Annotated in this window: 17 protein-coding genes; 10 read left to right on the forward strand and 7 right to left on the reverse strand. The window is 59.3% G+C overall.

Features of this window, described 5'->3' with window-relative positions; genetic code table 11:
- Window positions 1-48: 48 nt before the first annotated feature.
- Both IVB05_RS10515 and IVB05_RS10520 read left to right on the forward strand, forming a co-directional pair.
- Window positions 49-1,239, forward strand: coding sequence for a TrbI/VirB10 family protein (locus tag IVB05_RS10515; protein WP_247784082.1), 1,191 nt, complete (start codon window positions 49-51; stop codon window positions 1,237-1,239).
- A 2-nt stretch (window positions 1,240-1,241) separates the two neighbouring features.
- On the forward strand, window positions 1,242-1,544 hold the full coding sequence (locus IVB05_RS10520; protein WP_247784083.1) for a DUF2274 domain-containing protein: 303 nt from the start codon (window positions 1,242-1,244) through the stop codon (window positions 1,542-1,544).
- Between the two features lie 107 nt (window positions 1,545-1,651).
- On the opposite strand, the gene IVB05_RS10525 is transcribed toward IVB05_RS10520, so the two are convergent.
- Window positions 1,652-2,089, reverse strand: coding sequence for a hypothetical protein (locus tag IVB05_RS10525; protein WP_247784084.1), 438 nt, complete (start codon window positions 2,087-2,089; stop codon window positions 1,652-1,654).
- 153 nt (window positions 2,090-2,242) lie between these two features.
- Between IVB05_RS10525 and IVB05_RS10530 the strand changes: the two genes are divergently transcribed.
- The 6 genes from IVB05_RS10530 (at window position 2,243) to IVB05_RS10555 (ending at window position 10,732) form a co-directional block, all read left to right on the forward strand.
- Window positions 2,243-2,422, forward strand: a complete 180-nt coding sequence (locus IVB05_RS10530) for a helix-turn-helix transcriptional regulator (protein ID WP_247786653.1) — start codon at window positions 2,243-2,245, stop codon at window positions 2,420-2,422.
- A gap of 600 nt (window positions 2,423-3,022) precedes the next feature.
- Complete coding sequence (locus IVB05_RS10535; protein ID WP_247784085.1) at window positions 3,023-4,474, forward strand: Wadjet anti-phage system protein JetA family protein; 1,452 nt, start codon at window positions 3,023-3,025, stop codon at window positions 4,472-4,474.
- Between the two features lie 3 nt (window positions 4,475-4,477).
- Window positions 4,478-5,227, forward strand: coding sequence for a DUF4194 domain-containing protein (locus tag IVB05_RS10540; protein WP_247784086.1), 750 nt, complete (start codon window positions 4,478-4,480; stop codon window positions 5,225-5,227).
- Between the two features lie 18 nt (window positions 5,228-5,245).
- Complete coding sequence (locus IVB05_RS10545; protein ID WP_247784087.1) at window positions 5,246-8,905, forward strand: SbcC/MukB-like Walker B domain-containing protein; 3,660 nt, start codon at window positions 5,246-5,248, stop codon at window positions 8,903-8,905.
- Window positions 8,906-8,973: 68 nt separating this feature from the next.
- Window positions 8,974-10,056, forward strand: coding sequence for a Wadjet anti-phage system protein JetD domain-containing protein (locus IVB05_RS10550; protein ID WP_247784088.1), 1,083 nt, complete (start codon window positions 8,974-8,976; stop codon window positions 10,054-10,056).
- Window positions 10,057-10,069: 13 nt separating this feature from the next.
- The gene (locus IVB05_RS10555; RefSeq protein ID WP_247784089.1) at window positions 10,070-10,732 is read left to right on the forward strand and encodes a hypothetical protein; all 663 of its coding nucleotides are present in this window, start codon (window positions 10,070-10,072) and stop codon (window positions 10,730-10,732) included.
- Window positions 10,733-10,759: 27 nt separating this feature from the next.
- Here IVB05_RS10555 and IVB05_RS10560 read toward each other — a convergent pair whose 3' ends face one another.
- Window positions 10,760-11,728, reverse strand: a complete 969-nt coding sequence (locus IVB05_RS10560) for a hypothetical protein (protein ID WP_247784090.1) — start codon at window positions 11,726-11,728, stop codon at window positions 10,760-10,762.
- Between the two features lie 409 nt (window positions 11,729-12,137).
- Here IVB05_RS10560 and IVB05_RS10565 point away from each other — a divergent pair, with 409 nt between their 5' ends.
- Both IVB05_RS10565 and IVB05_RS10570 read left to right on the forward strand, forming a co-directional pair.
- Window positions 12,138-16,211 carry a type II TA system antitoxin MqsA family protein gene (locus tag IVB05_RS10565; RefSeq protein WP_247784091.1) on the forward strand — a complete coding sequence of 1,358 codons (4,074 nt, stop codon included), beginning with the start codon at window positions 12,138-12,140 and terminating at the stop codon, window positions 16,209-16,211.
- Between the two features lie 155 nt (window positions 16,212-16,366).
- Window positions 16,367-17,407, forward strand: a complete 1,041-nt coding sequence (locus IVB05_RS10570; RefSeq protein ID WP_247784092.1) for a hypothetical protein — start codon at window positions 16,367-16,369, stop codon at window positions 17,405-17,407.
- A 370-nt stretch (window positions 17,408-17,777) separates the two neighbouring features.
- Here IVB05_RS10570 and IVB05_RS10575 read toward each other — a convergent pair whose 3' ends face one another.
- From IVB05_RS10575 to IVB05_RS10595, 5 genes are all read right to left on the reverse strand, one after another.
- Window positions 17,778-18,452, reverse strand: coding sequence for a hypothetical protein (locus tag IVB05_RS10575; RefSeq protein WP_247784093.1), 675 nt, complete (start codon window positions 18,450-18,452; stop codon window positions 17,778-17,780).
- 422 nt (window positions 18,453-18,874) lie between these two features.
- Window positions 18,875-21,298, reverse strand: a complete 2,424-nt coding sequence (locus tag IVB05_RS10580; RefSeq protein WP_247784094.1) for an AAA family ATPase — start codon at window positions 21,296-21,298, stop codon at window positions 18,875-18,877.
- Window positions 21,295-21,870, reverse strand: a complete 576-nt coding sequence (locus IVB05_RS10585; protein ID WP_247784095.1) for a hypothetical protein — start codon at window positions 21,868-21,870, stop codon at window positions 21,295-21,297. Before IVB05_RS10585 ends, IVB05_RS10580 begins: the two co-directional genes overlap by 4 nt.
- Window positions 21,867-23,585, reverse strand: coding sequence for an SIR2 family protein (locus tag IVB05_RS10590; protein WP_247784096.1), 1,719 nt, complete (start codon window positions 23,583-23,585; stop codon window positions 21,867-21,869). Before IVB05_RS10590 ends, IVB05_RS10585 begins: the two co-directional genes overlap by 4 nt.
- 298 nt (window positions 23,586-23,883) lie before the next feature.
- Complete coding sequence (locus IVB05_RS10595) at window positions 23,884-25,464, reverse strand: hypothetical protein (protein ID WP_247784097.1); 1,581 nt, start codon at window positions 25,462-25,464, stop codon at window positions 23,884-23,886.
- Between the last annotated feature and the right edge of the window lie 23 nt (window positions 25,465-25,487).

The following is a 25,487-nucleotide window of genomic DNA, read 5'->3' on the forward strand; positions in this document are numbered from 1 at the left end:
CTGCGAGCGCGTCCGCGGCCCGTTCGGCGCCTCAACAGGCGCGCCCTCATGACCGGCTGCGCCGTCGCGGCGCTGTTCGTTGGCGGGGCGATACTGATTGCGCTCCGGCCGCACTCCTTCAAGCAGTCGGAGCGGACGGAGCTCTATAATACCGACCGCAAGCAGACCGCCGAGGGCTTGAGCAAGCTGCCAAAGTCCTACGAGGAGTTGCCGCCATCGACGCCGCGGCTCGGGCCGCCGTCGCCTGGGGATATCGGACGGGCCTTTGCCGAGAACGAGAAGAAGGCTGGGGTCTCATCGGAAGGTGGTTTCCGGGCTAGTCCGGAGGAAGATGCCGAACGGGCCGAGCGGATCCGCCAGACGCGTGTTGCTCAGCAGGCAAAGGAGTCGGGCTTGTTCGTCCGCCTGTCGGAGAAACAGGAGAAGCGCAAGCAGGCAAGCCCGACTGAAGCGCCAGCGACCACTCCATCGGCATTCCGGCCTCCAACGCCCGACACCGGTCCATCTGCTGCGGAACTTGCAAAAATGGCGCAGGCGATGATCGACCGCTCCAGCGAAATCATTCCCTCGTCGCAGGCGCGAAAGCTGGCCTTCGTCGGCGCGAAAGCCGACACGGAAACGACCAATGCCCATGCGCTTAAACCAGCGCCGTCCACCTATGCGGTGATGGCGGGGTCGATCATCCCGGCGAGCCTCGTCACGGGGCTGAATTCGGACTTACCTGGAGCAACTATCGGCCAGGTCACCGAGAACGTTTACGATACGGTCACTGGCGAACATCTTTTGATCCCGCAGGGGACAAGGATCGTGGGCAAATACGATAGCGTCGTCGCCTTCGGCCAGAAGCGGGCGCTGGTCATCTGGAACCGGCTCATCCTGCCGAACGGCAATTCGATCGTGATCGAAAACCTTCCGGCTACAGACGTTGCAGGCTACGCCGGGCTCGAGGACCAGGTGGACTTCCATACCTGGCAGTTGCTCAAGGGTGTGGCCCTGGCGACTCTGATCGGGGTGGGGACACAGCTATCGATCGGCAACGACGAGAGCGATCTCGTGAAAGCGCTGCGGGAAAGCACACAGCAAACGACTAATCGTGCGGGACAGCGCCTGGTGGAGCGTGAGCTCGACGTGCAGCCGACGATCACGGTCAGGCCGGGATGGCCGCTGCGGGTGATTGTTTCTAACGATCTGGTGCTGAAGCCCTACCAGGACGTTCAGACAATGGCGAAGGGCAGGTAGGGATGAAGCTTGCGAAGCTGCCTGATCGGACACCGGTGAAGATGAATGTTGCGCTTACGCCGGGCTTGGCGCAGCGGCTGCGCGAGTATGCTGCCTTCTATGCGGAGACCTACGGCAACAAGGAAGAAGTAGCTGAGCTGATACCGTTCATGCTTGAGGCGTTTCTTGATGGTGATGCGGATTTCAGGCGAGCCTGCCGGGCAGGTGGAGTGAAGGATACGGCCGACGCCGCTCCCCGTATTGCTGAAGATCGCTGGACCCGCAAAGGGCAGGATCACGGTGGGGAGAGTTCGCGTAAAGATTAGGCGGACACCGGCCATGTTGCAAGTTTTCTCCTCCTGCGCTTGTTACGAGCGCGCGCAAGGGGCCGACTCGTCAGGGACAGGTGGATCAAGATTTTTCAGTTGTTAGCTTAGAAGTTGTCTTTGCAACTATCTGCCATTTGGACAATTGTCTTGCTGACGAGGCTGGCCGAATGATTGAGGCGCTTCAACAGTTTTTCTAGGTCTGCGACCGTTGCTTCTTCCATCCGAAGATTCTCTGAATTGAGCGATCGAGCGATAATTGAATCAATAGGCTCGGCAACAATCGGTTGGCGTTCGTGCAAATCGCAACCTGCAACACCTCTCACCGTTGATACGATGTGTCCGTCAGGTGTTGTCACGATCACCAGGCTTGAATGTGCGAAGATTGTCGGCTCTGCAATTGATGCAGGTAGCTCTATGGCGCAGATAATCTCACCCGTTTCAACACAGCGATATCCAGCACGGTAGGAGATCGGACCGGTTGTGCCGATAGCGTTGCCGGCCACCTCTAAAAAAGGTTCCACGGTACTCGTGCTGTGCTTCATCTGACCAAACGAGGACGTCGTTTCTCGGGGGAAATACCTCATCGCGTGCATTATGTAACTTAAAAGCGGTCGCCTTAAAAGCGTCAATCCGCACGATGTGTGCCGGTGAAACGGACGCACAAAGGCCCATTGCGCGATATCGTGGCGAGAAATATGCGCCGGCTACGCGCTGCGCGTGGCTTGAGCCAAGAGGCTCTCGCGCTCGAGTGTGGAATCAACCGTACTTACCTGAGCGGCGTCGAGCGTTCGGAGCGCAACGTGTCGATTGACAACATTGCCCGCATTGCAAAAGGACTCGGCGTTGAGGCTTGGAAGCTCTTGAGAGACGAGTAGGTCTCGTAGGTGCAGAGGGCCCCGTCGATCTCGCGGACGGATCCCTCTTGCCGGCTGAGATCGCTCTGATGACACAGGATACGGCCTTCGCCCGAATGCGGGAGGCAATCTGCAAATCAGGCGGTGATCCGCTTGCCCGCTGGAAGGCGCTTCCGGCGTTGAATAATCCGGCGCGATCTACGTGCGACCAACGGACACTCCTGAGGCTGGTGCGGCTTGGCTCCGCGCGCTATCTCGGGTGGCTGGACAGTTGATCGGTTAATCCACGCGGGCAGATGAACATCAAAGACCCGTTGCAGTCTTCCTCGATCGCGAGACTCGTTGCAGATCGCTTTACAGGCAGAAATCGGTAGTCATCGGTTGCGACTGGAACCGCGGAGCTACGCGGAAGGCGCAGCTGGCCCAGTTGAGCCTGTCATCCTCGCGCGTGAAACCGTAAGGCATCGGAACAGGCGATGCCGAGCCCTCCGTCGCTGGATGTCGATGCAGCTCAGGGAAGGCAGGTCGGCAAGCCGCCTCGGTCTCAGTATTATAGTACCGCAAAGCGCCGAAAGTTTATGTTGTGGCAGGCTCGCCGTCTTGGGTCTACTTTGGCGTGCTATGGCAGGTGATCGTTTCTTTTCCCGTGTCCAGCAGGACATCTTCCGGCCCTTCACCGGCCGGCATCGGGGCATTGCTTTTGAGGTAACGGTCGACCTCTACGACCGCATACTCGGCGCAACCGCGGACTATGACTTGGTCCTCAATCGTGAGCGCCTGACCGATATCGTTGCGACAACGATTGCCAAGAACCGGGATTTGATTGTCCATTCCGCCGAGCTGCGTCAGCCGAACGGCGATGAGGACCAAGACCTCGATCAATCGATTGATGACCGCGACTACGCCCGCAAGCTTGTCTCCCGCCTGACCCATTTCGGCATCATCGAGTCCTTTTCCGACGCAACCCACCTCACCGTACTTTGGCGCTTCACCATCGAGGGCAAGCGGATCGCCAAGATGTTCGCGGAGACGCGGCGACGGACATCCAGCGGCCGCCAACGCAGCATACGCGCGTGCCGCACGGCATTGGAATCGTTCCTGCGGGACAAAAACCACGAATACCTGGTCGATGCCTACGAGTATTCGACGTCGATCTTTGAGGATGTTTGCCAGGTCGCTGATCTATTCCATGAGCATCAGCGGCAGCTCTTGCTGCGCAGTTACGCCGGCTCGAAGGATGCCATCGCGGACTATTTTCACGGGGTTGACGATTTCCAGCGCCGCGGCGAACGATACCTGACCAGCGATAACATTCACAATCATGCGACCGAGATTATTCGGCTGACCCATGAGATCGAGTCGATGCATCCGGACGACCTTGGGAAAGTCGACAAGGAGATCGCCATTGACAACCCGGGGATCGACGAAGATGCGCATGGGGCGCCGCCGCACGTCTTCATCGTCGAGCGCATCCGCGACATCGTTCGGTCGACGCGGCGCACCAAGCACGAGGAACTGACCCAGGCCGTCGGTCAATTTACGAGCCGATTCACCAGCCTGATCATGCGCATCATTCGACTGCAGTCGGCCGGGCGGAATTCGTTTCTCGAAATTGCAACTCTGTTCCGGGCCCTTTCAGGCGAGGACCGGCAGAGATTGACCCGCGAGGTTTTTCGCAATGTCTTTCCGCTCCGGGCCGACCTGCTGGATCCGGGCAAGGTTTTCTTGTCCGAGCGGGCAGAACGCCGTGAAACGCCCGTTGATGTGCACACGACCAATCCAACGCGAGACGAACGCTTGCGATCCACGATCCGCAGCGCTTTGGAAGAGGCATTCGCGGTCTCGTCGAAGGATGTCGTCGATCATCTCGAGGAATTGGTGAAGGAGAGTGGCGCAGTTGATCTGCTCGATTTGCCCGTCGATGATGCTCGGTCCCTCCTTCTCGCACTTTGCGCCGTGGAAGCGATCCGCTCCGACCGGGATACCGCCCGCCTGGATGTTACGCGCGGCAGCGAACGGCGCACGAATGGCGTCTTCGAGGCGAACGACTATCGCTTCAGCCAGAGGACTTAAGCGATGAAGGATATCGAAGCACGCCTGAAAACGAAGGGCATCCGCCCCGACGATTTTCGCGCGGTTTGCAGCGTGCTCCTCAGCAAGGGCTTTCTCAGCCGCGCCGATGGAGGCGACTCCACCCGGCTCTATGACGTTGCTGCGCGTTGCGAAGCCGAACTCTCCGAGTACCTTGCGTTTGCCTTTCCGGTCGTGCTCCTCAACACGCTCCGGCCGCCGCACTTTCGGCTGGTTCCGTCTCATCATCGCGACCTGGGCTTGGTAGAGCCCGATGAAGACCTTGAGATGCGGCGCGAAGTAAAGCAGTCCGTCGCGCAGGCGCTTGCCGCCTCGCTGCTCGCTTTGCGTATGCTTTACGATGAGCAGCTTCTGGAAAAGAAGATCGACGTGTCGGGGCGTATCAGCGTCAAACTGACCGAACTTGCCTTGTTTATGAATACAACATTCGGCGTGGGCCTTCCGCTAACGAAGACTGAGCAAAGAGCGCTCTTCATGAAGCTGAAGAAGCACGGCGCTCTCGACATGCGGATTGAAGCACTTGGAGACGAGGATGCCGTCATCGTGATTCGCCCCGAAATTCTTACCCTCGTGCTGGAGCAGAACGTTCGTGCCGCGCAAGCGGCGTTCGAGGCCTCCTCAAATGATCTTCCTGGGGATATAGCCCCGGCGGCGGCGGAGGCGCCGAATGATTCACATTCCGCGCAAATCATAACCCTTGAACGAACGGAACGCGGCTCGACGAGCCGCCCCTGATCGAGACAGCCGGTATTCATGCGTATTGCACAAGCGACAACGATGCACTGGGGCGGTCTGCCGAACATCGACTACGCGTTCGGCGGGCATACCCTGCTTGCCGGAGAGACGGGGTCCGGGAAGACATCCCTGATCGACGCCATCGTCGCTGTCATGGCAGGTGGCGATAGCCGCAAATCGAAGTTCAATACCGCGCAGACGCAAAGTGCGCCCTCGGCAAAGAAGAGCAAACGGACGATCCCATCCTACATCACCGGCAGCAATGGCATGGGCCGGTTTCTCCGGCCGAATGGCGCGCACGGATATGTTTGCGTTGCCTGGATTCAGGATGCGGGCGACGGCCCCTTTGGCATGCCCTTCACAGCCATCATCGGCGGTGAGGCCACTCTCGACCGTGATGTGGAAAAAACGCCATCCCTCAGCGGGGAGTTGGTTCGCATCCTTGTCCGAGGGCATCTCGTCGGGCACGGCGACTTGATGAGTGCGGGCGGCACCGTCATGCCCGGGCATGACCTGGTCGTAGCCCTGCGCGCAAAATACGGTACATCGGCCGTCCGCGACTTCAAGACCGGCGGCGAATACCTCGCGATGCTATACGCGTTCCTCAAGGGCGATACGACCCCCGTCTCGCGCGAAGAGGCGGACGCCGCGATCAAGGCTTTCGTGAGCGCGATCGCTTATCGCCAGCCGAACGATATCGATGGGCTCATACGCGAAGAAATTCTTGATCCGGTCGACAATGACGCGCTGATCCAGCGTCTTATGGAAACAATCCGGGAGGTCAACCGGCTGAAAACAGAAGCGGCGCGGATGGAGGCGAACATCGCGCAGCTTGAAGCCGCCGAAATCGACCTTCGCGGCGCCTTTTCCGCGTTTATGCAGGAACGTATGGCGCGCGCCCTGATCGAGGTTCGCAGAGTCCGGGACATTCAAGCCCAAGCGGAGGCAAAATTCGATGAGCGCCAGATAGAGGCGGACGATCTTAGCCAAACCGAAGCGGCCATTCTTGCAAAGAACAAGGAAATTCAAACGCTCGAAGGCAAGCACGGCGACATCCAGGCGCGTATCGCCAAGGAAGACGTTAACACCACCAAGACAAACCTTGAGCGGCTGATTGCCGAACAAGACCGCGAGATGGCCTCGATCCTCGCTCGCGTCCAGAGCACCGAGCAGGCCTTCAAGACGGCGGAAGCCGATGTTACCTATATGGAAGGCGTTGTTCGAACTATCGATGAGTTAAGCGACTGCACGTCCGCGCTAACCAATCTGCGCGCGGCACTGTCTTCGGTGTCTCTTGCGGCACTCCACGGTGCCATTGATGCCGTCCGCGACGGTGTCGGCGAGAATTCACTTCGAGTCATGCTGGAGCAATGCACGGCGATGCACGGCGCGCTCGGTGAGACTTGGGGGCAGGCGGTCAACGGCGAGTCCGGTCTGCGAACTGCATTTAACCGTTCCTTTCGTGCGATCGAAGGCCAGTATGACGCCAAGGCGGAAGAGGCGAGGAGCATTCTGCGGCGTGTCGAAAAACTAAAAGTCGGGCAGATTGAGTATCCGGAGCCCGTAGAGTATTTTCTGCCGCTGCTTCAGGCTCAGCTTCCTCAATGCAAGCCGCGGGTGCTTTGCGACGTCGTCGAAGTCACCAAGCCCGAATGGCAACCGGCTATCGAGGGATATCTTGGCTGGGATCGCTACACGATCCTTTACGACCGGAACTACGAAACCCAGGTCGTTGCGCTCGCCAAGGCGTTTCGACGCGACAATCCGGGCAGGCGCGGCAATATCTCCGTACCTCAGTTGTCTCTTGCGATTGAGGATCACCCGCGCGTGGACACGACCTCGATTGTGCATGTTCTCGCGGTTTCCGGAGATCCCGAGGCAGATGGCTACCTCAAGGCTCGATACGGCCGGACCCTTACGGTCCGGGACACCGAGACCCTGCGAAGAACCCGCAGCGGCATCATGCAGGATGGCTGGTCGACGCAAGGCTATCGGTATCAGCAGCGGCTCAGTCCCGACGAGGATCTGGTATTCGGAGCAGAGATCCGCCGCAAGCAGCGCGATACGCTGCTTCGTCGGGGCGAACAGCTCAGGAAAGAGATCGACGCCCTGACGGTTCGCAAAACCTTGCTGGCGAAGGCCATTGAGATCCCGGGTCCGTCAGCCATTCTCTTGCAGGCCGATGACCCACGGTTTTTCGATGAAGCCGCCGCGCTTCGCCGTATGGCCTCGGACGATCTCGCCGGCCTCGATCTTTCCACCATCGCTACTCTGATCAAGCAGGCCCAGGACATCGAAAGCGATCTTAAGGGATTGCGGTCGGACGTCTTCAAACTCGGCATTCACAAGGGAGGTGTTCAGACAATCGTCGACGGCATCGACAATCAGCTTGCGGACCTTCATGAGCAACTTGCTGACGTGGAACCCAAAGCCGAAGCTGAGACAGACCAGTATCAGACTTTGGTAGCTAGCGCGTTCATCGACCGCGAGGAATGGGAGAAGCGCTTCGAGAAGGAATTCAAGGAGCCGTGGTCGGTCGACACCTATACCAATCGGCGAAACGACCAGGCCACGCACGCAACGAACCTGACCAACGAGACCATTCTTAAACTGAACGCTTACAAGCACGATGCGCTCGACTATCAGCAACTGAGCGTCCAGCCGTTTGCGTACCATCCGAGTTTTGCGGCCGATACGGCCATGTTCTGGATGGAGGACACGTGGCGGCAAATTCGCGAGCAAATGCGTGCTCAGAGAGATACCGGCTTGCCCGAACGCAAGCGCGACTGTGACATCGCGGAGCGCAGCTTTACGTCGTCCTTTACGACCGATTTCTGTTCGACGGTTCTGAGCAACGTCGAAGGGCGGGACGACACGATTCTCGCGCTCAACACCAACCTGAGCCGGATCAATTTTGGTGGTGACAGCTACTTCCTCATCAACCCCTTGAAGCCGGAATACGGCGACTACATTGAATTATTCCGGAAAATTCGCGGACTTGCCGAAGTTCGCAAGGGCGAGCTCGATCTGTTCAACGCCGCCGAGTTCAATGCAACGGAGCGCGATACGTTGCAGCGCATTCGCGCTCTTCTGCTCGACGAGCGCGACACCGAGCAAGCGGTTGACGAACTCCGGCGCATCGCGGACTATCGTAACTACCGCTCCTATGATTTTGAGCGGCGCCGCGGCGAGGACCGCGTCGAGCTATCCCGTTGGGGCACGGGTTCCGGTGGAGAGACAGAAACACCGGTGTATGTCATTCGTGTCGCCGTGATGGCATCAGCGTTCAAGATCTTCTCGCAGCAAAAGAAGGCTCATTTCCGTTCCATCTTTATGGACGAGGTCTTCTCAACCATGGACGAAGCACGGACGCGCCGGGTCATTGGCTTTCTGAAGGAACTTGGCCTGCAGATCGTATGCGCCGCGCCGACGCGGTCGATGGCCGCCGTGCTCGACGAATTTGACACAAGGATCAACTTCTCGCGTTACCAGACGGCATCGGGTGACTCGTCCGATGTCAATGTCATCGACCTGGACAAAGCTCGTGTCCGCGCGCTCTACGAGACGCATCGGGAGAACGTGTCGGCTAAAGCCGAGGCCGCCTTCAAGGAGAACGAACCTCCAGTCCATGTCATTGCAGCGGATTCCGTGCGAACCGTCCAGTCCGGCACCTCATGACGTCCGCGCCGACTGCAGTCATGGCGCCCCAAGCGGCGCTGAACGAACCTCTTGTTCGGCGGGTCCTGATGCGAGTTATCGATCGCCTTGACGCCCAGCCCCAAGCCGAGCGTACGCATTCCATCCGCATCAATCTTGATATGCAGACGGCCCCGGAAATCCATGCGGCTGATTCCCTTTCGGCGCGTGCCGTGGCCTGGGCAGCGATCGATGGGACCGTAGTTGCCGGTTGGGCAACGCTCGGTTACCGAAAACATCGCCGGCACGGCGCGCGCGAGGAGCGCGAGCCTTACCTGGATTTCCAGTGGCCGGACGCCGTCGAAGAACTCATGCGGGAGAAATTGAACAGGCCGCGCAAGGCAGAATCGTACGCGTCCCAATGGCGCATTCGGCTTGCAGCGCAAAACCTGCCAATTTCAGCATCGTCGCTTGCCAGAATTCTATCCGCACCCATAGAAATCAGCACGCGCTCGATTGAGGAGGTGCTTTGCCGCTTTCTCTCGATCAGGGACTTGGCCAGCGAGCCGCTGCTCTTGCGCGAGGTATCTTCGCGTGTCTTTTGGGGACTTTCCAAAATCCTTGATGGCCGCGCCGATGCCGTGGCAGCCCTCCTCGATAGCGATGAATGTCCTTTCGCCGAACAGCCAGTTGTTCTCAACGTGCATGTCCCCATTCTGCCACGAGCATTTCTCTTCATCGAGAATCATGTTGCGTTTGAACGATTGAGAAGCGGAGACAGTCTCGGCGATACGGCGCTGATCTTCTCAAGCGGCTTTCGAGGTGCAGCGGCTCGCTTGCGGAAGCCTAATGGATGCAGCGCCTATTATTCACGCGCAAGCGCGCCGCCGGCGGTAGCAGAATTGGAGCGCAGGCTGTTTTCGCCTGCCGATATTCCAGTCTACTTTTGGGGCGACCTCGACTATTCCGGCATGGCGATCCTCGCGTCGCTGCGTAGCATTTTTCCTTCTGCTCAAGCCTGGAAACCCGGTTACGAACCGATGCTTTCGCGGCTAAACGCGGGGGGAGGCCATTCTCCCGCCGAGAGTGGCAAGGAACGGCAGCGCGTGATCGAGGCTACCGGCTGCACCTATGCCGATGAAGAACTCATTCCGGCGTTGCGGGTAACTGGCATGTTCCTGGATCAAGAGTAATCGGCAGGAGGGATTGACTGCCATGTTGCCGACCACTTGCATGATGCCTGACCTCTCAGGTCTTTTGGCATCATCGATCGATCGTTCTTTCCTGACGAAGCAACTCGTTGGTTCGGAGGCAGGGTTTCCCGAAAAGATGCTTATCTATCGGCGAAATTTCCTGCGCCTGGCCGACAAGGTCGTGCGCGATTATTCTGATGCGAGGAGCGCCACGCTATCGATCATCGACAAGCAGAAGGCTGGCACTCTCGGGATTCCTGACGGCCGGGCCATCATGAACATCATCACCAACAAGCTCGAAGATTGCATTATTTCCTTACGGCGTCTGTTCGACTATTTCGATCGCGTCAAGAGCGACACACCGGGCTTTCCGATTGACCGCTTGGTCAAGCGACGGATCGAGGCGTTGAATGAAGCCATCATGGACGTGCGCGACCTCATCATTCACATGGATAAGGATATCAGCGCTTCCGTGGTCGTGTTCGGCGATCCGATAAGCCCCGAGCTGAGCTCGGCTTGCGATATCATATCGATTGGCAAGCAAATACTGCCGGTGGAGCGGCTGACGCGTGCGATCAAGCTATTCCACGAATTCTCCCGCGAGTTCGCTGGGTATGAATTCCGGGCGGACGGTAGCTATGGACCAACTCCGCAGTCCGGCCCCCTGAAGCGGTGAGCTTCCGAGTCAGCTCCGAAGACGGAGTTAAACGCCGCCGTCGCGTTTGGGCTCCTGCTGCGCTCTCTCGATCATGGCGCGGGACACGACTTTTTCGGGGTCGCGCTCCCGATGGCGCGTTGCAAATTCCTCGTCGCTGAGCTCGCCATTGCCATAATCGGCGTAATCAAGGTGCTGCCAGCCTCCCTGGCTGAGATCCATGCCATAGAGGGGACCGACGAAGCCGCTCCGCGGGATGACATAGGCACGGACGAACGGAACGGTTTCGTAGGCGCGTTTCACGAACTGGGCGCCGGCCGTATTCTCGATGAACCAGGGCTGGGAGCCAAAATAGCCGAACTGCTTTGCGATGATGGCATTCAGCCGCTGCAGCGCCGCGAGCGCGTCCTCGCGCAAGGAATGGTAAGTGTCCGGATCGAAATGAATGGACCGGTTTCGAAGCTCGCCGAGCACGAGAAAATCCGCACCGACACCGTCCGCCAGGACGTCCCAGTCAGTCAGAACAGTGATGACGAACGCCCAGTTGTCGAAGGAGTCCTTGCGATAGACCTTCCGGTAATGCACGGACGATTTGAAGCTGTGGCGCAGGTCCAGCACGAGGTGATTGAGAATGCGCTCGCCGAGCGCGCAGGCCGCGACCAGGGCCGGGTAATAGAGACCAGCGACAAAGGACCGGCGTGCCTGCTCGTGGAATTGATTGTGATACGCCAGCAGCGACATCGATTTCGGGCCGAGGTCCGTCACATTCTTGATGACGATGTCGATGTGCGCCGAGCCGTATTGCTGCTCAAGCCGCTTGATCGCCTGCGCGCGGTTCTCCTGATGGTTTCGCTTGACCGGCTCGTCCCAATGGTCCTCGGCTTCGGCAAGGCTCAAAGGCGTCGAGTCAAAATCAAACGAAAACGGATGGTAGCGGCGAAACCCATGATCGGCGAGGTCAGCATGGGCGCCATGGTCGTAGACCCCGCTGGTCAAATCGGCGATCGTCTTCCGCATTGCTCATACTACATCAGCCAGTTTCCATAAGGGCACGGCATTTGGTCAACCTCGAGCGCGCATCATGTCCTCGTGCGGTCGGCCAGCTTTGACGTGGCTTGGCAGCGCTGGTCGGCCTGCATGAGATCCGGATGGAGCATTTCAAGCGGGATGCGAGGCCGCTCCACGCGCAGGGCCAAACGTGCCCAGCATCCGTGACAGAACGTCCTGTCAGCACGCCCGGGGTCTGCTGGGCCTAGCCGCGCCTGGCGCGGTGCTCCAGTTGGGTTCGCTGACAGTTGACTGCACCAAGCAACTGATTCTCGATGCCCTTGATGATCGGCGACGCGGGAATCTAAATAACTAAAATTAAATCAATGGAGTACGAGGTAGGGTTGCAAATAACAGCTTGATCCGTTAAGGGACCACGATGGTACATCTAGTGGATTTATGGACCATTGTGGTGGTCTACATGACCGAAGCTAAGCCGAACGAGCTGACGCCGCACGAAATTCGCCGCATCCGTGAGAAAATCGGATTGTCGCAGGTCGAGGCTGGCGAGCTGCTTGGGGGCGGCCCGCGCGCCTTCACAAAATACGAGTCCGGCACGATCAAGCCGGCGTCAGCGACGGCGAATATCCTGCGCCTGCTGGACGCCAACCCCTCCGCCATCATCACGCTATCCGGCGGCAAGATCGCTCCGATGGAGGCGAATAGTACCGGGCCGTTCGAGGTCACGGGCAAGCACATCGCGGCGCTCAGCCCCAGAAAGTTTGTGCTGCTCATGCGGCGGCTGCTCGACGGCGAGGCATGGAGCGGCAACCTGCCGATGGACGGCATCCACGTTGCTGCCAACATCACCGCCGCCGACGGCGGCGAGGATGCGCGCATCGAGTGGCAGAACGGCCCCGAGCGGACCAAGTTCTTGCCGAGCCGCATCTCGCAGTTCCAACTAAAGGCTGGTCCGATCTCGCCGGCGGAAGCCGGCGCGGACGTCCTGACGCCCACCGGCGAGGTCAAGTCGATGGTGCGCGACGCTTTGGAAAAGGGTGGCAGCTACGTCATGGCGTGCGGCCGCTCCTACGAGAACAAGCTTGTCAAGGCGCGCGCCGAAGCCATCCGCAAAGCACTCGCAAAAGCCGGCCTCAAGGTCAGCCCCAATCAAGTTCAGTTCCGCGATGCCGATCAGCTCGCGTCGTGGGTCAATATCCTGCCGCCCGTTGCGACCTGGGTGCTCGAGCAGACGCAGCCCGGCCTGGTCGGGCCCTTCAAGGACTGGACGCACTGGGCCGGTCGCTTTGAAGGCTCGTTCTGGGTCCCGGATCCGCGCCTGCCTCCGTTCCGCGAGAAGCTCCGTTCGTTGGTGGGCAAGCCGCGCGGGGTTGCTCGCGTCGTAGGCCTTTCGGGCGTCGGCAAGTCGCGCCTGACGCATGAGGCGCTCGGTCCCACGGAAGAGGAAGAAGCGTCGGGCGTTCAGTTCTCCGACCTCGTTCTTTACTCGGTGGAATCCGAGGCCGGGCCGGTTGCCATCAAGAGCATCGTGCAGAGCCTCGTCGACTCGGGCTTCCGCGCGATCGTTGTCGTCGATCGCTGCCCGCTGGACTCGCATCATGATCTCGTCGCGATGGTGAGGCGTGCGGGCAGCCGCGTGTCGCTCATCACCATCGACCACGACGTTCCCCCATCGATTCAGGGCGACGACGAGTTGCTGATGGTCGATCCGGCGAGCGATACCGTCGTGGAGGGCATGATCAAGCAGATCGCGCCTGACCTGCCGAGCGAGGATCATCGCCGTCTCTTAAGATTTGCGCGCGGTTTCCCACAGATGGCGACCTTGCTTGGCCAGGCATGGCTCAACGATATGCCCATCGCGGCGGCCACGGATGATGAGCTTATCGATCGGATTCTTCTCGGTCGAAGGCCAGCCGATCCGGTGCTGCTGAAGGATGCGGGAATGCTCCTGGGTGCGTTCCGGCTTCTCGGCACCACCGATGAATTGAACGACCTTACGCAGGTTGCACAGTTTACGCGGGGCCGGTCCGTCGATGATCTCCGTGCTGCGTTCGCCGACCTGCAGGGGCGCGGCGTGGTGCAACAGCACGGGCGTCTTGCCAGCCTTCAACCCAAGCCGCTCGCGCTGGCGCTTGCCGAGCGGCAATGGCGGCAATGGGGGCAAGCAACATGGGACGGCATTCTCGCTGGCAATCTTCCGGAACGGCTTCGGCAGAATGCCGCGTGGCAACTCGCCCTCTTGAACACAGGTCCGGTCGCGCCGCAGGTTGCGCGCCACGTGATGCGTTTTGATGGCCCCTTCGCCTCGCTGGAAGCTCTCGGCCAGGAAGGTGCCGGCGACGTCGTCAGCGCCTTGGCGGAGATTGATGCCGAAGCGGTCGTGACGCTCCTCGAACACATCCTGAACCCGCTCTCCATCAAGGAACTTGAAGACGTTCGGGGCGACTTGCGGCGGGGCCTTGTTCATGCGCTTGAGAAGATCGCTTTCATCGACACGGCCTTCGAGCGTGCCGCGCTGTTGTTGCTCAAACTCGCTGTCGCCGAAAACGAGCAGTGGGGTAACAACTCCGTTGGGCAGTTCAAGGCCTTGTTTCCGGTATTCGGGGGGAACACGACCGCCCCGGCCGGGCCCCGCCTACGCCTGTTGGACGAGTTGTTGCAGAGGGATGACCCGCAGGAAATGCCGATTGTGATCGACGCATTGTTGGACGCATCCAGCATGCACTCGCATGCAAGCATCATGGGCGCGGAAACGCATGGCAGCCGTCCGCAACTGGCTCCCTGGCAACCGAAATACTGGAAGGATGCGTGGGACTACGTGATTGCCTGCGTCGACCGGTTGGTTGCGATCGGCTTGCGCGACGACGCTCTCGGCTCAAGTGCGCGTAACGGGATCGCGCAGGAATTTCGCTCATACGTGGACGGCGGCCTGATCGACCACGTCGAGAGGTGGGTTGCGCAGGTTCAAGCGGTTCATCCGTACTGGCCTGCTGCCCTGAACGCGCTGGGCGATGTGCTGCAGTACGACTTAGCCTCGCTCAAGAACGACGAAGAGGCGCGCGTTCGCAAGCTCATTGCCGCTCTCTCTCCGCAAGATATCGCCGGCCGCATCCGCCTGCTCGTCACCGAGATGCCCTGGGATTATCCCGCCCATGCGAAGCTCGAATTTCATGAGCGGGAAAAGCACCAGGCCGACACGGTGCGCGCCTTGGCCAAAGAGGCGCTCGGGCAGCCCGAGACGCTACGGGCGGCGCTTGACGCCTTGTCCTGCGATGAGCAGCGAATGTCAGTCGCGTTCGGCAAAGCCATCGGCGAGCTTGCCGGCGACCCGCTTGCGTGGGAAGAGTCGATCAAGCGCGCCTATGCTGCGACCGCCGAAGGCAAGCGGAACTACGGGTTGGTCACCGGTTACTATTCAGGCCTCGCTGCGCAGCACCCCGGCGCGGTCGACGCCTACAAGAACGAGGCCATCAACTCGAACGTCTTCGCGCCGACGCTGCCGTTCTTGTGCCTGTTGCTCGGCATCACGGCAGACGATGTTCGGCTGGTATGCAAGGGCCTGAAATCGGGCACGCTGCCGCCGGGCACGATGTCGCATTGGAGCATGGGCGGGGTGTTCGCCAAGCTTGACGCCGCCTCGGCAGCGCCCTTGTTCAACCAGCTCCTGAGCATGGACAGCGTAGCCTATTCGGTGGCGCTCGACGTCATGGGAATGTTCGTCCATGGCAATCGCGATCGGCTTGAGGAATTGCGGCCCCAGATCATGCTGGCGGTTGACCACGTCGGTAAGCGGCCGAAGCGCCGCGGCTCGCAGATGAGCGCACATCACTTCGAGCACGTGGTGGCCTGGCTCCTCAAGAAGGGACGGGACGACACCGACGCCCGCGTGGCGGCCGGCAAGCTGGCGAACTATCTTGCGGCAAGCCCGGACGGGGATGCGGCCAAGATGATCAAGCCGCTGCTGCCAATCATGTTCAAAAACTTTGCGTCCATCGTCTGGCCGGTGTTCGGTAACGCGATCATTCGGGACCGTGCGACGGCATGGCGCATCGAACACGCAATCGGCGATGGATTTTCATTCGCCGACACCAAGCAGCCGGCCGTTTTGCACGTCCCCGAGGATATCTTGTTTTCCTGGGCGCACGCCAATCCCGAAGGGGGGTCTGCGTTCCTCGCGCGTACGTTGCCGGTTCTGAACTCGCGTGCGCCGGGGACCGAACGAAGCTTCCATCCTCTTATGATGCGGCTCCTGAACGAATTCGGTGACCGTGACGATGTGCGGCGCTACGTCATGCAGAATATGCACACGTTCGGCTGGTCCGGGTCGCTGACCACCTATTTTGCACTTTACGAAGAGCCGCTCCGCTCGCTCTTCGAGCATCCGATCGGAGCCCTGCGGCGCTGGGCAACGGTCGCACACACGCAAATACGCAAGCAGGTTGAGTCCGCCAAACGTGATGATGACGAGCAAGATGCTCAATGGAACGCATGACTTTGCCGCCGGAAAAAACGGAAATGTTCGCAACGTCAACCGGCCGCGCCTGTCGACCAGCGCATCAAGACATGAAGTAGCTTAGCGCCGCTGAGGGCAATGAAAGTGACATGGGCTGACAATTCGCGCACGCTTCACGCGTTATAATGCAGTTGATGAGCGATTCGATCCCGACGGAGAAAGAGCAATCTGGCGCGCCTGAGGCGGATCTGCCGCCGCCGAGCGCGCCTGAGAATATTTCCGTAAGCTTGCGGGGTTTCGACACCGAGGATCATGCTCGCGCTTTCGGCAATTTGCTTGCGACCTATGTACGGGAGCTCAGCCGCCATATCGACCTCAGCGCGTTGGATGGGATTACTGTCGCATTCAACTACGCGCAGGCGCTGCTTGACCTGGATCGTGGGTATGCGACATGCCATAAACTGACCCCCTCGGACGGCATTGCGTATGGGGTGGCCATGACGCCTTCTGTCATGCGCGAGGGCTGCGTCGAAAGCCATATGCTCTTTCATGCAGGCGTCCTGCTTGCGCTCGAAGACGAAATGCACGAGCTCTATGGGCAGGCGCTTCACATGCTCGCGCACGAATGCGCGCATGTTGAAGTCACGGAGTGCTTCAACGCGGCCTTCCCGGGCATGCTCTTGCAAACCAAGGTCGGGGCGCATGAGCGCTACCGCTGGGACATCATCAACGCGTGCTGGGACGAGTATGCGGTGACGCAAATTTGCTCGCCCTTCGGGCGCCGCCCGACCGATGACTACGAGGAGACATTCATCACCGCTCTCACAGAGACCCGGCAACACGCGAACAATTTCATCAAAGCCTACCGTCTGCACGCCGACCATGGCCGGATCACGAGTGAGGTTTATGGCGCCTATGGCGAACTGATGAAATTCGCAGCCTATCATCTCGGCAACATGACCGGGCTGGGCTTGACGCTCGATGATCGACCGATGACGAAAGCCGCGCTCGAAGGGCATTGGTTCGCCCCTTACTTTGAAAAGCTCAAAGAAACTTGTGCTGCGATCGCCGAGGATTACGGGACGTGGAAGGATCGCAGCATCTTTGAGGCGCTGGGCGATCTGGCAGACGAGATCGTCGTCGACGGCGGCGTCATTATATATGGCGACCGCGACGACGGCGGATTTGCCGTGAAAATCCCGTTCACGCCTGAAACCATGCCGGACATGCCCTAGCCAGATTGAGCATTTGGCGCGCTCCTGGCGACGCTCTCGCAGAAATGACCGAGCCCTTGGCGACTAAAGAAGCAGAGGCACCCGCTGTCGGGGCAGTGATAGCGACGCCGAAGGCGGGACACGAGAGCGAGTGCAGTCGCGAGACCGGTTAACAAGGCACCCGGGCGACGGGCAGTGATAGCGACGACGGCATGAAATGACGGCGGGACCTTCGCCCGAGTGCCTCCGGCGAGCGACACATTATGAGCACGCAAGGATCGAAGCTGGAAAGTCGGGTCGGCTCGGTTCGGAAGAGCCAATCGGCGCTTGGCGAAGAAGCCCCGGTCAACTCGTGCCCGGCATAATAATGTCTCACTTCAGTCGGGCTGCATCAAGCCGGAAACTTATACCCTCGCTCCCTTAGCGTGCTGCCATATTCCGAGGGCGACCACTGCGGAGAAGCTTTGAGCCGGAAGAAGGCGCGAGAAGCTTCATCACCTGTGAGTGCGAAGTCCCAGCCATATTGCGCACAGAGCATGATGAAGAAGGCCGTCAGGGCGTCGAACGCAGCATCAAGCGACGCTTGGGGGAAATTGCTGTCCCGATTGTGCTTTACTCCATTATACGCGCCGTACCATGGCAAGTCTTTCGTGCCGTGTCGCCAGCCAACAAAGGGGCGGCGTTCAGTCATCCATGGGTAGTACGGAAACTCCACCGCATATTCTGCCAGTTTCATCGCCGAGCACAGCTTGACATAATGCGTTGTATTTTCGGCTGGCGCTTTGTGAGCCCCGAGAATGGCTTTCCATTGTGACTCCAATTCCGTGCAGGCGAGTATGAGCACATTCCGCATTTCGTGCCCGTAAGCTTTGAAGTTGGCCTCCATTTGCTGAACAACGCGGCATATCTGCTCGAGCTGCTGGATAAGAGCGTGAAGCTGTCCGCTTGCGCTCGCGCGGTGGCTCAGCGCCTCAAGGCTCTGATCGCAGTTGCGCCCCTGGCTTTCCCCAAGGATCGGGCGGGGCCATGCCAGCGTAGTATACGCCGGGTTCAAGCTCGAGTTCATCAAACATAGTCGTGGGATTGTGCCCGCGCAGGGTTTCGAGCGTTGTCTTGCCTGGCGGGGCGGGAACCCGGTTCTGCTCTGAGTCCGTAACGTCGATGCGTTTGGCCATGGATTCACCAACTTCCCAAACGCCGAGAACCTGGCTCGGCTCGAAGCCATGGTTACTGACATGAATGAAGTAGCGCAATGCTTCCCCCGCTGAAAGCCGTTGTCGTCAGTGCTTGTTCTCAATGGCCTTGCCGAGGCGATGCATTTCAACGTTCAAGTCGATCTCGTCCAGCGTAATGATGCGCGCGTGCGCGGGCGACCCGGATAGGGAACAAGCGGAAGAATGACTCTTGTACGCTTTGGCCGCGATTAAAGACGGTCGCGGAAACTCGCTTCCAGTTGTCGCTGCGTGAGTCTGATGCGGTGGTCACAAATCACGCCGCGATCGCATTGTCGGGTTCGTAAATGTGGGTTTGCCACTTGTGTGTCGTGGTCCCATCGGCGCTCCGCCCAAGCTCCAATGTGACGAGGCGGTCGTTCGGGAAAGCTGGGCTTAGTTCAAGCGCCAAATAGTCGAACAGGGCACGTTCATGGACGGCCAAAATGATCTGTCTTCCATGCGCTTTTGAAAGCGTACGAAGGAGCACCGCGAACTGCCCGATATGAAGCTCGTCCATACTCTGCACCGGGTCATCAATAATCAGCCAGGGCAACTGAAGCTTGGCAGTCAAATGGAGAGACAAAAACAGAGTGAGCGCTGCGGTATTTAGATTGCCGGCGCTGAGCATCGCCCGCGGATTGCCACCCTTTTCGCCTGATCGGTGAACTGTCTCAAGAGCCGCTTCAACGGGACCGGGCCCCGGCGGCAGCGCGAAGGCGGGTACGAATGTTTCCTCAGGTGCAAGTCGCACAAAGAGGTCGCGCCAGATCGAATTGAGAGATTCGTTGAACACCCGTCTGACGATATTGGTTCGGACCACGGAAGCCTTCTGAGCCAAGCCGCGTGCGAAGTGAATGACTTCTTCCGCGCTTTCCCTTGCTTGGATCAGTTTTGCTAGCCTCGTTCGCTTTCCATCGATATCCAGATTGAAACTGGCCAGATGATCGCGCGAGCGCTGAAATTCAAGGGCTTGCTCCAGCGCAGTCTTGCGGGCGGATTGAGATGCAATTAATCGTGCCTCTTCCTGAGATCGCCAATCGCTCATCGTAGCAAGAGCGTTTCCAATCACGACCGCAGTGTCAACGGTTATACCCAGGTCCTTTGCGATAGCCGTTACTGTCTGCTGCAGGTTTGTGACCCGCTGATTACGGCTCCTGAGCTGATCGAGCCGGGCTGCAGTCGCATTGACTTGCGCAAGCAAGGTCATGCCGCGCGTTGCTTCAGGCTCGATGCTGGTCAACTGAGCGACGAGTTCACCCAGGCGGGCCTGCCGGTTCTTCAGTTCATTACGGGTATCGTCAGAAATAAGACGCGCGGTGAGCTGTGCCCGTTCGCGCTCCAGGGGCGCGCTGGCACCTGCTGCGTTTGCTTTTTCCTTCGACAGCGCTTCGAGACGACCTGCGCTTTCGGTCAATGACGCGATGCGCGCCGAGACGCGGTCGCTCAGGGGTGATCGGGACACCTCACTAAAATCGCGGCCGCAGACGGGGCAATCGTCACTGTGGATGTGCGGCAGGAGTTCAGCGAGGCTTTGGGCAAGTTGAGCCGTATCTGCGCTGATACCTTGAATCTGCTGATCCAGTAAACGAACGCGCGCCGCACCACGCTCCAGCTCTTGCGTGATCGCCAAAATGCGCGTGGTCGAACGTTGATCCTCACTAAGAACGCTCGTACACCGGGCGAGTTCCTTTTCCGCGGTACGTAGCGCTGTCGTCCGGGCGAGATCCGGGTTTGTCGATGCAGGAAGCTGCAAGTCCGGAAATATCGTCGCGACCTCTGCAATGAGATTCGCGAGGGCCACGCCCGGGCCGGCTCGCCATTCGTTCAATTCCGACTGCGCGGCGTGTGCTTCGTTTTCGCTTCTCTCGCGATCTTCCGTTATCGGATCGTTGGCAACAGATTGCCAGTCGGCAATAGCGGCGTCGATATCGCGGCGAATACGGGCGAGAGCCGATAGCCGGCCTTCTTCCGGAGATTTTTGTAGCTCGGCGATAATCCCCGGCAAGTTTGAAAGCTCGACCGACGACCGAAGTATCTCGCCGGCGCGCTTGCTGAGATTGTCTCCAGTCTCTTGGAGATACGTTTTCATCTGCCCTGCCTGCGAAGTCAGCCCATTGATATCCTTCTCCAAAGACTCAATGTCTGCTCGCAACTCGTGGAATTCAGGAACCGGCCCGCGCAGACGGCTAATGTGGCCCGCCGTGTGCAAGCCGTCGATCAGGCCGTCCAGACGATCAAGTCCAAGCAGATCTTTCACAAATTGAGTCAGCGGCGAGTCAGACTTGCGCGCGTCTTTATGCTGATAGATTTCGAGCAGCCGTCCCAAAGCAGATTGTGCCAGATAACATCGCTCGCTGAACAAGCCAGCGAGCTGGCCGTCCAAGGTCGGTCTTCCTCGGATCCCCTTTTCGTCAACTTCCAGCGCAGCAGGCGAGACGTCAAATCCGGTCGTTTCGAGTTTCACGGCCGCGCGCCTGGCCTGTTTGTGAACCAGGTGCTTCAGATATTCCGGCTCGACGCGCGCCAACGAAGGAATACTGCCGGTCAGAGCCAGTTCGATGCCGGATAGGACGCTCGTTTTGCCTGCCCCGTTGGGGCCGTGGATCAGGACAACCGGAGCGTCCAGGGAAGTATAGACGGTTCCACGGATGCTTCTAAAGTCCGTGAGAGATATCGAGGTAAGACGCCTGCGTGTCATGTCGTCGCCTCGCTCTCGGCGATCGAGGCGGCAATCTTTTGATGCAGAAGCGTCTCGACAGCATCCTTACCTTGCGCGGAGGCCGCCACGAGTTCGGCGAGCAGGGGTTCGTCATTGGCGACCGCACGCTGGAGCTCAAGCATGGGTTCGGAAATCGTATCGATGCCTTGCGGTATGCTGAGGGGCGTTAGGACGGCCAGCCAGTTTTTGATCGTGGCGTCGGCCTCGTCAGGGTCGCTGCTGCCGACAGGCAAAACACGGCATATTTTGGAAATTGCATCCAATGCGGATGTCGAGGGACGAGGCCCCGCCAACACGGCTGTCAGGGGGCGGCGAGATTTCACGCTGTCAAGCGCCCGCGCGATCGCTTCCAACTTGCTACGGGTGCGCTCTTCGGGATCCGAAACGGTGTCCGCAACAATGATCAGATCAGGTTGTGTCCCGGTGCCGACGAGGGCAGCCGTTACCGCGAATTTCATCCCGGCGATTTCAAGGGGACTGGGCAGGCGCCGGTATCCGGCCTGCTCAAGGAAGGCGGAAATCGCATCGACAGGTGTGGTCGCCGCTATCATATGCCCGCTGCCTTTCGGAACCCGTCGAGGAGCTCGTTGGCGTTTGCTGCGCTGTCTAACAACTCTGTGACGCTTACGTCGCGCCGGCCGGGGCGTCCGAGCCTGCCCCGCGTCGCGCGAGGAGATCGCGGCATCGTCGGAAATACTTGCTGGCTATGCATTACAATCACGTCGTCGTCAGGGCCGATATGGCCGTTTGCACCCAGCCGTATGGCTGCCTGCGCGGTCGACGCGAAGACCAGCTTTAGGTTATTGGTCGCAGTGACGATGCGCAAGGCGCCCTGCTCTCGGGCAGGCGGGGCCGGCTGCACGGCCCAGCTGCCATCGCGGTGCCCAAGCCCCAGAAGTGAAAGCCCAACTGCGAGTTCGCGCAGCCCGGCTGTGGCAATCATGGGGTCGGTAGCCATCGCCTGAACGGGCCTCGACGTGATCGGCAAATAGGGCAGGTCAGGCGCCGTCGCGTCGCCCGTATGGTAGAGTGCCATGAGGCGACTGGCTCGGGCCACGATCATCCGGATGAACGCGACGGCGCCAGCGTCGGGATGGGATCCAACTGCGTTTCGGAGGTGCTTTAAACCTTCCTTGATCGCGCTACTGTCGGGGGTTCCCAGTCCTCCGGGGGCGAGCTCGACCAGGCGGCACAGCTTTGCGCACAGCGCGTGGAGCACGAGTGCAGTCAGTAGGGGTTTGGCATAAGCGCGAATCAACGCGGATTGGTAGATGGCGTCCCGATTGGCCGGCGAATAACTGCTTCTGTAGACGTTCCGAAGCAATGCTCTCTGGTCGACCCCGAGCCTGTCCTCCGAGAATGCGTAGGCAGGGGGATGTGACGGCCAGGGCCATCCCATCTGGTTTTCCGCAGCAGTAAACACAGTTTGGATGTTGGAATCCTGGGCTGAAAGGCCGATCATCAATGTCTCGTGACTTACTGCAAGATCCACGAGGCGAGCCACCATTGCGGCGTTCTCCTGATCGTCGCGCCAGGCATTGATCTGGGACAATCGCGCGATGATCCGCGCGCGGAAGTTTGCTTCGTCGTCGCGGGCGCGCACGGCACAGCCGTGAAACTTGTACAAAAATGCTTGTTGCTGCGGCTGACGGAGATCCGTACCAGTCACACATACCACGAGCGCATTTGCTCTCGGAGACAGTTCGTCGACGGCCTTTTCGATAAGTCCATCCCAGTTTGCGCTGGCGATTCGTGAGGCAATTCCCTCAAGGATGAGAAGACCGATGCAGAGGTGTTCGGTATCAGGCTCGGAAGCGGGATCTGCAAAGGCGTTGGGAAGGTCCGCGCCTGTCCAAAGAATGTAGTCGTCGGGTTCGCCCGCCACGCCAATTTCGAGGAAGCGCGCATAGTTTGAGGCCAGCCGTTGAATGATCGCGTCAATGTTGGGCCAGCTCGCAACCGGTTGATGTACGTCGATCGTGCCGCATTCGGCGGGGGACAGGCCGGCCGCTGTGCTCAGGATCTCAGCGATCGTAGCGCGGAAACGGCAGTTGGCGTCCACCACCGCTACCTTACCTTGCAGGTGCTCGAGAGCATTCCGGATAAGGACCTTCAGGCCCGGGATTTTCCCTAGCGATATTCCGGATCCCAACCACAACGCATAGCGATCTTCTGCGATGCCTGAAGCCATCTCTGCGAAGGGACCGTCAAGGAGCTCAAGCGTTTCGCGAACCGAGATACTGGCAGCATGGGGAGTACCGGACATTTAAAGCCTTTGGTCGGGCCGAATAAAAAATCAAAGGGCCAATACGAGAAATAAAGTGAACGCTCTGCACGGTAGCAACATCGGCCCGTCCCAATCAAAGCGTTTGCGTCGGCCGACAATGCTACCGCACGATAGCGCTTCGCAGCAACATCATTAACCTCATGAATACAAACGACTTTCGCCGAAATTCGGAGTTGGCCGAACGAGCGTCGAAGCTGCAGCGGCGCGTGCTGGAGGCGGCGGGCTCGACGCCGGACGGCCAACGACGTCTCCAAGTGAGCCGCTCCAACCGGATCAATTAGCTGGCTTCGTCCTCGCTGTCGCTGTTGGCAGCCTGAGTCAGGAGCCATTTGACAAGATTCATGGCTTCCGCGGAGTTTTCGATGTGGTGAAAGACACGGAGATCGTCGGCGAATTCGTCAAGTAGCTTCTCTGTGTTTCCCCATCGACGCCCGCGCTCGAACCGCCCAGCAAAAATGCGTACACGTTCCCGGAAAGCGTGGAAGGCCGCCAAAGCGGCCGCGTAGGACTCGTTTGCGAGCGCGCGGTTCCGTGCCGCGTCAAAATCGATCTCATGCGTGCTGTGGGGTTGGCTTCTCACGATAGAAGCGCGGCGGTCCTCGCTACTTAGATAGGGATCGCGGATCGATTGGTCCTTCTGCATGAGCGCAGAACTGACTCCCGCGCAGTCCGCGCACACGGAAACCTGCGAAATGTCCCGCACGAAGATATCGTTCCGGAAGTCCGGAAACAGCCTTTGCCGATTTGCGATCGTTAGGTCATCTCGCTCCAGGGTGCATTCATAGAGCGACCGAACGCCCCCCGACCATCTTCCGCTCTTGCTCTTGCGCATGAGCTGGCGCTTGCTCCGCGCGCAGATCGGGCAAGTCCAGTCGGATGGGATAGCGAGCCAGCGTTTAGACGAGACAGGATCAACATAGGCTGCGTACTCTTCGTCGGTGGGCGCGACCGCCAGGCGGCGTGCCGGATCAACCGATGCAAGGGTCGCGGAATCGCGCCGCGTCGAGCGCGCCAGAAATTCGTCACGAAGAGTCCAGATCATCTGCGCTCGTTCGGTGTTTTTAGTATCTTGTTCGAACGAGCGCATGAGAAGGGAATAGGCGTCAAAGGCGCCATTCATAATCCTGGTGCTGGCCATGCCTTGATGATCGCGCGCCAAGCGTCCATGGACGAGATGGCCAAGAAGCTCATCGAGAAGGACCAGGCGTGCCTGGAAGCTCCTCCGTTCCGTTTCCCATGCGGCGAGAGCTTGTTCGTAGTCGATTTCGTGATCCTTGCCGCCATTCGGGCGGATGAATGTGCCGATTTCCTGCGCGGTGAAACTGAAGCGAGAGTCAATCTCGTTCCGAAATCGCATCTTGGCCTTTCCATCGGCCGCGTTGCATTCCGAGCAGACGAGGCACACGTCGAAACGTGATGTCAATTCTCGGATATGGTCGAGAATGATGATCGACGACTTGGGGCGCGTCTCCAGCCAGTCCTTGCCATACAGATCCCTTATGCGAGGCCAAACGAAATCACGCATGTGGTCGTGATGCAATTCTAGCTTGGCGAGCAGGATGCCTCGCTTCGAGAGGCGGAAAATATCGTCTTTGTGGCGGCGGCACGCCGGACAGATCCAGTACTGAGCGCACAAGGCCCAGTTCTCGTTGAGATCGAGGCACTTGGCTTCAAAGCGCTGCGTGGCGCACTTGGTTTGCTCGCTCCATCGCCCATCCCAATGGCCGAAGTGAAGCTGCATTTCCTCATCTGACAGACGTGAGGGCCGCCAGAACAGAAGGCTGGCAAACCACGCTTTAGCATCCGGATCACAGCCGGAGAAGGGGATGTCGTCGTCCGCATCGAATACCTCGTCCATGGACTTCTCCCTGGCCGCACGCG

Origin of the sequence: Bradyrhizobium sp. 170, assembly GCF_023101085.1 — a bacterium.
GTDB lineage: Bacteria > Pseudomonadota > Alphaproteobacteria > Rhizobiales > Xanthobacteraceae > Bradyrhizobium.